This window comes from Streptomyces changchenzhani, from assembly GCF_039766235.1.
Lineage (GTDB): Bacteria > Actinomycetota > Actinomycetes > Streptomycetales > Streptomycetaceae > Streptomyces.
In genome coordinates this window covers 1-11,622 of record NZ_JBDHNH010000016.1, presented here as the reverse complement: position 1 = coordinate 11,622, position 11,622 = coordinate 1, and the positions used below count along the sequence as shown (strand labels likewise).

Below are 11,622 nucleotides of genomic sequence, written 5' to 3'. Positions count from 1 at the left end.
AGTCACACCTTCTCTGTCGGTTGATCGGTCTGCGTCGGTCTCTGGTCCTGCTGGTCCTGCTGCGCCGGGGCTTCGTCAGTCAGCGCGTCGTCAACCGGCGCGTCGTCAACCGCGGCTCCGCCGAGGCCAGTTCTGCGCGCATACACCCGAAGCAGCTCGTGCATCCGATACGGGCCCGGCGGTCCCTCTTCGAGGAGTCCCGCGTCGGCCAGCCGCTCCAGGACGTCCTCGGCCTCGGCCGGGTCCATCCCCAGCGCCGGGGCGCTCTCCTCGGCCCCGAACGACCCCCCGGGCAGCGCTCCGACCCGCAGGAACGCCCTGGACAGCCGGCGGTCGAGCCGGCCGAGGGCGCCGCCGAGGACGCCCCCCACCGACATCCGGGGGGAGTCGGCCAGGGACAGCCGGGCGAGCGGATCACCGGCCAGCCAGCCCACGCCGTCGGCCAGCCGCAGCCCCGGGCGGGTCAGCAGACGGGCCGTCATGATGCGCAGGGCGAGCGGGAAGTGGCCGCAGGCGGCGGCCAGTTCACGGGCCGCCTCCGGCTCCGCCGCCACCCGCTCGGCACCGAGCACGGCGAGGAGCAGCCCGTACGACTCCTCCTCGTCGAAGGTGGAGAGCCGGTGCACCCATCCGCCGTGGGTCGCGATCAGCCCGGCCAGGCCCATCCGGCTGGTGATGACGGCGGCGCCGCCGCCCGGCCCGGCGGGCAGCAGCTGACGGACCTGGTCGGCGTCGACGACGTCGTCCAGGACGAGCAGCGCCCGTTCGCCGGGGCGCCGGCCCCGCAGCGCGGCGGCCACTTCGGCTGCGGCATCGGCGGAGCTGCGCGGCGCGCCGTCCGGATCGACCATGCGCACCAGCAGCCGGCCGGCCGGGTAACTGTCGCGCACCAGGTGGGCGACGTGCTGGGCGAGCGCGGACTTGCCGATGCCCGGCGCCCCGGACACCAGGACGGTCATCGGCTCACCGCCGTCGCCGCCTCCGCCCCCGCCCGCACCGTCCGCGTGGGCGGTGAGCCGGGCCACCATGGCGGCGACCTCCGCCGTGCGGCCGGTGAAGGAAGGCACCGCGGGCACGGGCACCACCAGCGCGAATCCGTCCCGTACGCCGGCCGACTGCTCGTGTTGCCGGGCGTGCGGCGGCGTGCGCTCGCCGCTCGCGGGGCCCATGTCCTCGCCCCGCAGGATGGCAAGTTCGAGCTTCTGGAGGGTCGGTGAGGGGTCGACCCCCAGCTCGTCGAGCAGATACTCCTTGACGCGCCGGTACTCGGCGAGCGCCTCCGCCTGCCGGCCCGTCCGGTACAGCGCCTCGATCAACTGCTCGTGGAACCGCTCGTATCCGGGGAACGTGCGCGTCACACTCCACAGTTCGACGAGGGCTTCGCCGCAGCGTCCGAGCCCGAGCTCCAGATCGCAGACGCGTTCCACGGTCCGCAGCCGTTCCTCGGCCAGCCGGGGCACCTCGTCCCGGTGCAGCACGTCGGAGCGGACATTGGCCAGGACCGGCCCCTGCCAGAGCGACAGCGCGTCCTTGAGTGTGCGGAGCTCCGACGCCGGGTCGTGCGCCGATTCGGCGGCGCAGCCCACCTGTTGACGGAATCCGATGAGGTCGAGGGTCCTGGCGTCGGCGGTGATCCGGTAGCCGCCGGGCACCGCCTCGACGGGAGTCTCGGTCACGCCGTGCTTGGTGAAGAGCCGCCGCAGCCGCAGCACACAGGTCTGCAGGGCCGCCTTCGCGGTGGCCGGCTGCTCCTCGCCCCACATGGCCCGCTGCAAGTACTCGGCGGACACCACGGCGTTGGCGTGCAGGAGCAGCACGGCCAGCAGGATCGTCGGCTTGGAGGGCTGCAGTACGACGGTGTCGGTGCCGTCCGTGATGCTCAGCGGTCCAAGAAGCTGAAACCGCATCGCGGCTGCCTACTGCCAGCCGTTGACCAGCTTGCACACCTGAACGGCGGCCGTGGGCAATGGCAGTTCGGCGGCGACGGCCTCCCAGCCCCGACAGAAGGACTCGACGGCCTGCGGGGGAATGTGGCTCGGCGCGCTGTGGGAGAGGTGCTGCGACTGCGGCGTGGGGGGTTCGGGGGAGGACGCAGCCGCAGCACCGGCCGAGAGGGAAACAGCGGCCACGGCCAGCCCGAGGGCGACAGTGGCACGGGTCCAGCCTGTGGATGCCTTCGAAAGCGAACGACCAAGCATGTTTCCCCCTGGATAGCTCTGTCTCACCGGATGGCTTCCGGTGACCTCGACGATGTCAGTGGGGTGCGTGGGATAGCAGGGAGAACGGTGTCAGCTTGCTGCACAGGGCACGGCAGCATCGTGCACCGACGGTGTACGGACCCGCGCGCCCGACGCCCCCCGCCCCCGGCGCCGCACCGCCCCCGCACCCGCACCCGCCGCCACGGCAGCAGCACGGCGGCACGACATCACAGCCGGACAGCCACGGCACGACGGTCACAGCCGCACACAGCCGCACACAGCAAGGGGGTGCCCGGCGGAGAGATCCGCCGGACACCCCTTGCGGCCCGGCGCCGGGACCTCCCCTGTGCACCCCGGATCCGGGCCCTCGACCGCACTGCCCTCCCGCGCCCCGCCCCGCCCCGCCACATACGGCGCGGCGTGAGGCGGCGCGGGGCCACCTCCCGCTACTCGGTGGCGATGGCGTTCAGTACGTTCATCCGGCCCGCCCGGAACGCCGGAACCAGGGCCGCGAACAGCCCCACGAAGGCCGAGGCAACAAAGACCCCGATGATCGTCGGCCACGGGATCTCCAGGATCCCGAGTCCCTCCAGGGCCAGCAGCTTCTGTGCCGACGTACCCCAGCCCATACCGAGCCCGAGGCCGAGCAGTGCGCCGAAGAGCGCGATGACCACCGACTCCAGGCGGATCATGCGGCGCAGCTGCCTGCGTGAGAGGCCGATGGCCCGCATCAGGCCGATCTCCCTGGTCCGCTCGACGACCGACAGGGCGAGGGTGTTCACCACACCGAGGATCGCGACGACGATCGCGAGGCCGAGGAGTCCGTAGACGATGTTGAGCAGCTGGCCGATCTGGTCCTTGAGGTCCTGCTTGAAGTCGGTCTGGTTCTGCACCAGGTACTGCGGGTACTTCGACAGCGCGTCCTTGAGGCCCGCGTACGCGGCCTTCTCCTTGCCGTCCACGGCCTTCGCGAACATGATCTGGTTCTTCGGCATTTTCTCGGCCGGCAGATACTTCGCCACGGTCGTGATGTTGGTGTACATCGCGCCCTTGTCGACATTCACGTCGTCCGAGGTGATCGCCGCGATCCGCAGCTTCGCGCTCTTGCCGCCGGTGAAGGCGACCGTCATCTCGTCGCCGACCTTGATGCCGTGCTGCTTGGCGTAGTCGTCACCGACCGACATGGCGTCCTTGCCGTACGCCGCGGTCAGTTCACCGCCGACGGTCTCGCGCCGCAGGTCCTCGGCGTACGTCGGGTCGGCGGCGGCCAGTTCCTCCTCCTCCACCTTGCCGTCGGGCGAAGTCAGCTTGGCCTTGACCGACTTGTAGTTGGTGACGTGCTCGATGCCGGGGGCCGCCCGCAGTGCCTTTTCGGCGTCGGGGACGATCGGCTGCGGGGTCTTGGCCTGGACGATGAAGTCCGCGCCGACCGACTTGTCAAGCTCGTCGGTGGCCGAGGCGACCATCGATGACCCGACGACCGACAGGCACGCCACCAGGGCGAGGCCGATCATCAGGGCCGCGCCGGTCGCTCCCGTACGCCGCGGATTGCGCAGGGCGTTGCGCTCGGCCATCCGCCCCACGGGGCCGAACATCCGCAGGACGACCGCGCCGAGCGCCCGGACCACGACGCCCGCGAGCAGTGGGCCGATGACGATGAAGCCGATGAGGGTGAGGACCACTCCGCCGCCGAGGAACAGTGAGCCCTCGCTCGCCTTGTCGGCCTGCGTCGTCAGGTACAGCAGCGCGCCGCCGGCGCCGGTCAGGAGCAGGCCGAGTGCGGCCCGTATCCGGCCCGCCCTGCCGTCCACCGGGGTCCCGACGTCGCGCAGCGCGGCCATCGGGGAGACCGTGCCGGCCCGGCGGGCCGGGACGTAGGCGGCGACGACGGTGACGATGATGCCGAGCGCGAGCCCGATGGCCGGGGTTGTCCAGGCCACGGTCAGGTCCTTGGTGGACAGTTCCATGCCCAGGGAGCCCATGAGCTTCATCAGTCCGACGGCGAGGCCGACACCCGCGCCGATGCCCAGGATCGAGCCGACGATGCCGAGCAGTAGCGCCTCCACCAGGACGGACCGGTTGATCTGCTTGCGGCTGGAGCCCAGCGCCCGCATCAGGCCGATCTCGCGGGTGCGCTGGGTGACCAGCATCGAGAAGGTGTTGACGATCAGGAAGATGCCGACGAGGAAGGCGATTCCGGCGAAGCCGAGCATCGCGTACTTCATCACGTCGAGGACGGAGCCGATCTCCTCGCGCCCGGAGTCCGCGGACTCCTTCGCGGTCTGGAGCTTGTACGTCCCGTCGAGCGCGCCCGCGACCTGCTGCTTCAACTGCGTGTCGCTGAAGCCCTGTTGGGCGGTGACGGCGATATGGCTGAAGGTGTCCGGCTTGCCGAGCAGCTTCCGCTGCGCGGTCGCGGTGTCGAAGAAGACGACGGCCGCGCCCGGGTTGGTCACCTTGAAGGAGGCGATGCCGGTGATCTTCGCTTTGATGTCGCCGGTGACGGCGATGGTGCGCAGCTCGTCACCGAGCTTGAGGCCGTGTTTGTCGGCGGTGTCGGAGTCGACCATGACCTCGGTGGGTCCGCGCGCGGCGTGCCCGGAGGTGATCTCCATGGACTTGAGGTCGCTCTTCGTCCAGTTGCCGGCGATCGTGGGGGCGCCGCTTTCAGAGCCCATGTTCTTGTTGTCGCTGTCGACGACGGTCACGGACATGCTGGAGACGGCACCTTCGGCGGACCGTACGCCGTCGGTCTTCGCCACCTGCCGGACGACGGAAGCGGGCAGCGACTCCGGCTTGCCGGTCTGCGGAGTGTCGTCGTCACCGGCCGCCTTGGGGGTGACCGTGACATCGGCCGCGGTGGCGGCGAAGAGCTTGTCGAAGGTGGTGTTCATGGTGTCGGTGAAGACGAGCGTGCCGGACACGAACGCCACCGAGAGCAGGACCGCGACGGCGGAGAGCGCCATGCGTCCCTTGTGCGCGACGAAGTTGCGCAGAGAGCTCCTGAGTACGGTCATGACGTCCGCCCGCGTGCGTCGAAGTCCTTCATGCGGTCGAGGACCTGGTCGGCCGTCGGGGCGAACATCTCGTCGACGATGCGGCCGTCCGCGAGATACAGCACCCGGTCCGCGTACGACGCGGCGACCGGGTCGTGGGTGACCATCACGATGGTCTGCGACAGCTCGTCGACGGACCGGCGCAGGAAGCTCAACACCTCTGCTCCGGCACGGGAGTCGAGGTTCCCGGTCGGCTCGTCCCCGAAGATGATCTCGGGCCGCGCGGCGAGCGCCCTGGCGACCGCGACGCGCTGCTGCTGGCCGCCGGAAAGCTCGGTCGGCCGGTGCCGGAGGCGGTCCGCGAGACCGACGGTCTCCACCACCTGATTGAGCCACGCGGCGTCCGGCTTGCGGCCCGCGATGTCCATCGGCAGTGTGATGTTCTCCAGGGCGTTGAGCGTCGGCAGCAGGTTGAACGCCTGGAAGATGAAGCCGATTCGGTCCCTGCGCAGCTGGGTGAGCTTCTTGTCCTTGAGCCCGGTGATCTCGGTCTCGTCGAGGAAGATCTCGCCCGATGTGACGGTGTCGAGGCCGGCCAGGCAGTGCATCAGCGTGGACTTGCCGGAGCCGGACGGGCCCATGATCGCGGTGAACTGCCCGCGGGCAATGTCCACATCGACATGGTCGAGCGCCACGACGCGGGTCTCCCCGGACCCGTACGCCTTCACGACCTGTCGCGCCCTCGCGGCAACGGCCGTACGCCCTCCAGTGCCCCCGTGCCTGGGAATGGTCATGGCCGTTGTCACGGTAAATCTCCTATGTCGCTTGGCAATTGAACGTCGAAAAGGTTGGTTCTCGGGTTGGACGTCGAAGGTTGGTTCTCGTCGATTCTGTTGACCGGAGACCCCGCGCACACTGGTGCGCATCTCCGTATCCACCCGGGGGACAACCCCACCCCCGAGGTGCGGCAGCCCGTATCAAGGCCGTAAGACCAAGTTAAAGAAAAGCGCCGTTCGGCTCGTCCTCCGCCGGGACGAACACCCGCTGGCCAGAAGTAGGGAGATCTCCCTAGGGGATCTCCACCCTCGGACGGAGGAGTACTCCGGGTCGACTACACCCTCCCCCTGCGTGAGCTGCGGATGAGAAGGTGACGGAACCAAATGCGTGCACAGTGAAGGGATCTTGGTGGGCGGCGCGGGCGGCAACACAGGGAGTACGGGAAGTACGGGCTCAGGACGTACGGGAAGTACGGGCCCGGCGTCTGCGGCAGGCACAAGCCGCGCGGGCGGTGGCGGCGCCGAGGGGACGGACGGCAGCGGCGCGATACCCGGGGGCCCGCCACCCACGCCCGCCCCTCCCGTCCCCGCCGCTACCGTCCCCGCTCCCCCGGCCGTCCGGCGCGGCCCGGTCGTCGCCGCGCTCATGCTCGGCATGGCCCTGGCGGCCCTGGACGGCACGATCGTGTCCACCGCCGTGCCCCAGATCGTCGGCGACCTCGGCGGGTTCGCCATCTTCTCCTGGCTGTTCGCGGGTTATCTGCTCGCGGTGACGGTCACTCTCCCGGTGTACGGAAAGCTCTCCGACACCTTCGGCCGCAAGCCGGTCCTGCTCGCCGGAATCGTCCTCTTCCTCGTCGGCTCTCTCCTGTGCGCCTTCGCCTGGAACATGGAGAGCCTGATCGCCTTCCGCATCGTCCAGGGCCTCGGCGGCGGAGCCATCCAAGGCACGGTCCAGACGGTCGCCGCCGACCTCTACCCCCTGAAGGAACGCCCCAAGATCCAGGCGAAGTTGTCAACGGTCTGGGCGGTGTCGGCCGTCGCGGGCCCGGCAGTCGGCGGGCTGCTCGCCTCGTACGCCGACTGGCGCTGGATCTTCCTCATCAACCTGCCGGTGGGCGCAGTCGCGCTGTGGCTGATCGCCCGCCACTTCCACGAACCGGCCCGTACGAAGTCCCCCGCGGCCACCGGCCGCCCCCGCATCGACTGGGCGGGCGCGCTCGGCGTGTTCGCCTGCGGCGGCCTGCTGCTCTTCGCCCTCGTCCAGGGCGGCGTCGCCTGGCCTTGGCTCTCCGCGCCCTCCCTGGCCCTCTTCGGCGGCAGCGCGCTCCTGGCCGCGGCCACCGTCGTCATCGAGCGCCGCGCCGCCGAACCGATCATCCCGGGCTGGGTGTGGCGCAGGCGCACGATCGCCGCCGTCAATCTCGCGCTGGGCGCGCTGGGCCTCCTGATGGTCGCCCCGACGGTCTTCCTGCCCACGTACGCCCAAGCAGTACTGCAACTCGACCCGATAGCCGCCGGCTTCGTCCTGTCGATCATGACGCTGAGCTGGCCCGTGTCGGCGGCGCTGAGCCAGCACGCGTACAACCGCATCGGCTTCCGACTGACGGCGATCATCGGCATCGGCTGCGCGGCGCTGATCCTGCTCGCCTTCCCGCTGCTGCCGTTCCCCGGCTCGGCGTGGCAGCCCGCCCTGATCATGCTGCTGCTCGGCGGAGCGCTCGGCCTCTTCCAACTCCCCCTCATCGTCGGCGTCCAGTCGACGGTCGGCTGGTCGGAGCGCGGCACGACCACCGCGTCCGTCCTCTTCTGCCGCCAGGTCGGCCAGTCGGTCGGCGCCGCACTGTTCGGCGCCGTCGCCAACGCCACCCTCGCGTCCAGACTCGCGGACGCCCCCGAGGCGATACGCGACGGACTGCCCGGCGACCTCGACTCCGTATCCCACGCGTTGGGCGACCCCGGCCGGCTCACCGCGGAAGCGGCCGACTATCTGCGCCGAGCGGTCGACGCCGCCGTCGACTACGTCTATATCGGCGCGGCCTGCGCGGCCGTCCTGGCGCTGCTCGCGCTGATATTCGTCGCCCCGCGCCGCTTCCCCGTCATCACCGAACCGGAAGATCCCGCGCTGCTCAAGTGATATGGCCCACAGGGAAATCGCAGAACTCGTGAGCAACCGTCACCGAATGACCGCTTTGCCCATCCCTCACGTAAGCACCACACACCTGCTACCGAAAAATGTGGCTTCCCTCGGCTCTTATTCCCCCCTTACTCTTCGGCAAAGTCGCGCATCGAAGAGGTCCTCCCACGGCGACGACTCGTCTTTAGTCTTTTCGCTTGTTTCTTTCGGACCCAGAAAAAGGTCACCTGTGAGATTCCGCCGTATTCTCGCCACTGCTGCCGTGGCCGCAGTGACGACGCCGCTCGCTCTGCTCTCCGTAGGCCCGGCGTTCGCCGACGCCAAGCCGGCCACGCAGGAGCAGTCGAGCAGGCCCAGCATCAAGCACCTCATACAGGCTGCCGACGAGGCGCAGAAGGCGTACGACGTCACCGTCAAGGCCGTGCAGGACGCCTCGGACGCGATAGACACCCTCGACACCGACGCCTCGCCGCTCTACGTCGCGCAGAAGGCCGCCGCGAAGGAGGCCGCCGAGGCCGCCACCGCGAAGACCGCTGCCGACACCGCGGTCACCGAGGCGAAGACCGCGCTCGACGCGCTCCCGGCGGACGCCACCGAGGAGCAGAAGGCCGCTGCGGCGAAGGCCGTCACCGACGCCGAGGCGGTCGCCAAGACCGCCGCCGAGACGAAGACCACCGCAGACACCAAGGCCGAGACGGCCCGCAAGGCGCTCGAAGACGCCAGGGTCGCCGCGTTCAAGACACTCGGCGTGGCGCAGAAGGCCGAGAAGAGCGCCCTCGCCGTCAAGAAGGCCGCCGACAAGGCGCTCGCCGACGCACTGGACGAAGAAGAAGAGGACAACGAGGGCGACGGCGAGTGCGTCCTGGACTCCGACTTCACCACCGTCGTGACGGGCCTGCCCGGCACGGTGGTCGCCGGTAACTGGGTCAACTTCAAACTCCGCCTGGCCAACGGCACCGACAAGACGATGGACGAGGTCTACCCCTTCGCGAGCGTCCACGCGACGGACAAAAAGGGCACCAAGGACCTCGGTCACCTGCTGAAGTTCCAGTGGTCCACCGCGACCTCCAAGACCTGGCAGAACGTCGACGTCGAGAACTACATCGACCGCATCACCCCGCTGAAGGCCGGAGCGCACAGCGACATCAAGCTGCGCCTCAAGGTCGACGCGAAGGCCCCGGCGGGCCAGGGCGTCGCCTTCGTCGCCGGTGACTACTGGAACGACGACGAGACGTGCGGCGGGACTCCGGACCTGACCACGTACAAGTTCAAGATCGCAGCCGCGGGCACCAAGCCCGGCCCGGTCACACCCGCCAAGCCCGGCAAGGCCTCCAAGCCCCCGGTCGCGTCCCCGTCACCGCAGGGCACCTCGTCCCCGCAGCCGGTGAGCGGCGCACTCGCCACGACCGGCTCCAACTCGGCCGTCCCGCAGATCGCCCTCGCGGGCGCCGCGGCCGTAGTGGTCGGCGCCGGCGCGGTGTTCGTCGTACGCCGCCGCAAGTCCGACTCCGCGGCGTAGCAACACCAGCCGCACCCGCACCACGGAGGGGCCCGCATCCACGCCGGATGCGGGCCCTTCGGGCTGTCGTGGAGCCGACGGGGGCCGCATGTATTGCGCGGGCAGTACGTTGGGCCGGTGCAGATCAGCGCCCGCGAACTGAACCAGCAAACGGCCACGGTCCTCAGCCACGTAGAGCGGGGCGAGACGGTCGTGATCACGCCAACCGCCCCCGCGACGGAGACTCAGCGACCGGCCGTCCCCCCACCACACCCTTCTCCCACAGCTCGCCCAGCGAGTACTCCTCCAGCCACTCCCGCAGCGCCTCGCGGTCCGGCCGCCGCAGCGCCGTCGCGCCGTCCTCCCACTCCACCACCACCAGCTCGTCCAACGAGAACTGGTTGAGCAGCGTCACCGACTGCGGCGCGATGACCACCTGACTGCGCGCACTCGCCGAGCGCAACAGGTCCGCGAGCTGCACCACCGCATACGGGTGCAGCCCCAACTCCGTTTCGTCCAGCGTCAGAAGCGCAGGCGGATCCGGTTGCAGTAGAAGCACGCACAGGCAGATGTATCTCAGCGTGCCGTCGGACAGTGCCTCTGCGGGGAAGACCGCGTCCACCCCCTCCTGCATCCATCGCAGCTGAATCTTTCCGCCCGGCTCCTCGGCCAGCAGGAAGTCCCGGAAGAACGGCGCCACCGTCCGCACGGCCCGCACCATCCGCCGGTACGCCTTGGGCTCCCCCTCGCGCAGTCGCAACAGAAGAGCAGCCAGGTTCCTCGCGTCCGGACGCAGCGCCTCATTGTCGGCGGTGAACCCGAGCTGCTTGACCGGTGCGCCGATGCCCATGTCCTGGAAATGGAAGACCCGGCAACCGCCCAGAATCCCGCACATGGGCCCTGGCAGCTGCGATTCCTTGAGCCCCTGCGCAAGCCCCTCGGGAGACGGCCCCCACTTCTCCTCGGCGAAGATGAGCTAGTGCGTTGGCCACGAACGTTCGCCGGGTCTGGCGACACGCTGATCGATGTTTAGGGTGCTGGGGTCGGTCGGCTTCACTCTGGATGCAACGTAGTTGTTGTTGAGGATGAGTGAGGTCGCAGATGGCAGAGCCGGTCAGGGCGCGACGGTTGACTGATCAAGAGGGGCAGAGGCTGCAGCAGATCGTTCGGCGGGGCCGCCACGAGTCCGTGCGGGTGCGTCGGGCACTGATCATCATGGCGTCGGCGTCGGGGACCACCGTGACGGCGATCGCGCAGTTGGTCGCCGCGCACGAGGACACAGTCCGGGACGTGATCCACGCGTTCAACGAGGAGGGCCTGGCCGCGCTGGACCCTCGGTGGGCGGGAGGCCGTCCCCGCCTGATCAGCGATGACGAACGCGAGTTCATCATCGCGACGGCCCGGACCCGCCCGGTCACGCTGGGACGTCCCTTCACGCACTGGAGCCTTCGCAAGCTCACCGACTACCTGGCCCGCAACCGGGTGAGGACGGTGAAGATCGGCCGGGAACGGCTGCGGCAGATCTTGCGCGAGAACGGGATCTCCTTCCAGCGGACCCGCACCTGGAAGGAGTCCAAGGATCCCGACAAGGACACCAAACTCGACCGCATCGAGCACGTGACCAGTCGTTTCCCGGACCGGTGTTTCGCCTTCGACCAGTTCGGCCCGCTGTCGATCCGCCCCTGCCACGGCTCCGGCTGGGCCCAGGAGAAGAAACCGGACCGGCTGCCGGCCACCTATCACCGCACCCACGGCATCCGGTACTTCCACGGCTGCTATTCCCTGGGCGACGACCAGCTGTGGGGAGTGACCCGCCGCCGCAAGGGCGGTGACCACAGCCTCTCGGCGCTGAAGTCGATCCGGGCCGCTCGCCCCGACGGCGCCCCTGTCTACGTGATCATGGACAACCTGTCGGCGAACAAGACCCCGACCATCCGGACCTGGGCGAAGAAGAACAAGGTCGAGTTGTGCCTGACGCCGACGAGCGCGTCGTGGGCCAACCGATCGAGGCGCAGTT

The 11,622-nt window shown here is 69.5% G+C and carries 8 protein-coding genes; 3 read left to right on the top strand and 5 right to left on the bottom strand.

Translation table 11 applies throughout. The annotated features are described in order from the left end of the window. Nucleotides 1-2: 2 nt before the first annotated feature. The 4 genes from ABCR94_RS34770 to ABCR94_RS34755 all read right to left on the bottom strand — a co-directional run bounded on the left by ABCR94_RS34770 (nt 3) and on the right by ABCR94_RS34755 (nt 6,000). Entirely contained in the window at nt 3-1,907 is a 1,905-nt protein-coding gene (locus ABCR94_RS34770) for an AfsR/SARP family transcriptional regulator (protein WP_347125011.1), read from the bottom strand. A gap of 9 nt (nt 1,908-1,916) precedes the next feature. Continuing rightward, the gene (locus ABCR94_RS34765; RefSeq protein ID WP_347125010.1) at nt 1,917-2,198 is read right to left on the bottom strand and encodes a hypothetical protein; all 282 of its coding nucleotides are present in this window, start codon (nt 2,196-2,198) and stop codon (nt 1,917-1,919) included. Nucleotides 2,199-2,644: 446 nt separating this feature from the next. Next, complete coding sequence (locus ABCR94_RS34760) at nt 2,645-5,215, bottom strand: ABC transporter permease (protein WP_347125008.1); 2,571 nt, start codon at nt 5,213-5,215, stop codon at nt 2,645-2,647. Next, a complete protein-coding gene (locus ABCR94_RS34755) occupies nt 5,212-6,000 on the bottom strand; it encodes an ABC transporter ATP-binding protein (protein ID WP_347125006.1) in 789 nt (262 codons plus the stop codon). The genes ABCR94_RS34760 and ABCR94_RS34755 overlap by 4 nt, the downstream gene beginning before the upstream one ends. Before the next feature lie 517 nt (nt 6,001-6,517). On the opposite strand from ABCR94_RS34755, the gene ABCR94_RS34750 reads away from it, so the two are divergent. Beyond that, nucleotides 6,518-8,107, top strand: a complete 1,590-nt coding sequence (locus ABCR94_RS34750; protein WP_521978536.1) for an MFS transporter — start codon at nt 6,518-6,520, stop codon at nt 8,105-8,107. Nucleotides 8,108-8,369: 262 nt separating this feature from the next. Then, nucleotides 8,370-9,626 carry a peptidase gene (locus tag ABCR94_RS34745; protein ID WP_347125004.1) on the top strand — a complete coding sequence of 419 codons (1,257 nt, stop codon included), beginning with the start codon at nt 8,370-8,372 and terminating at the stop codon, nt 9,624-9,626. 196 nt (nt 9,627-9,822) lie between these two features. Here ABCR94_RS34745 and ABCR94_RS34740 read toward each other — a convergent pair whose 3' ends face one another. Then, nucleotides 9,823-10,500, bottom strand: coding sequence for an AAA family ATPase (locus ABCR94_RS34740; RefSeq protein ID WP_347125003.1), 678 nt, complete (start codon nt 10,498-10,500; stop codon nt 9,823-9,825). Between the two features lie 206 nt (nt 10,501-10,706). On the opposite strand from ABCR94_RS34740, the gene ABCR94_RS34735 reads away from it, so the two are divergent. Next, nucleotides 10,707-11,622: IS630 family transposase (locus ABCR94_RS34735; protein WP_347125002.1), on the top strand; the 916-nt coding region annotated here is incomplete at its 3' end.

Bases quoted from the DNA above. Each gene is read 5' to 3' on its own strand.
- ABCR94_RS34765 (WP_347125010.1), bottom strand. From the start codon at position 2,198: ATGCTTGGTCGTTCGCTTTCGAAGGCATCCACAGGCTGGACCCGTGCC.
- ABCR94_RS34760 (WP_347125008.1), bottom strand. From the start codon at position 5,215: ATGACCGTACTCAGGAGCTCTCTGCGCAACTTCGTCGCGCACAAGGGA.
- ABCR94_RS34740 (WP_347125003.1), bottom strand. From the start codon at position 10,500: ATGTGCGGGATTCTGGGCGGTTGCCGGGTCTTCCATTTCCAGGACATG.
- ABCR94_RS34770 (WP_347125011.1), bottom strand. From the start codon at position 1,907: ATGCGGTTTCAGCTTCTTGGACCGCTGAGCATCACGGACGGCACCGAC.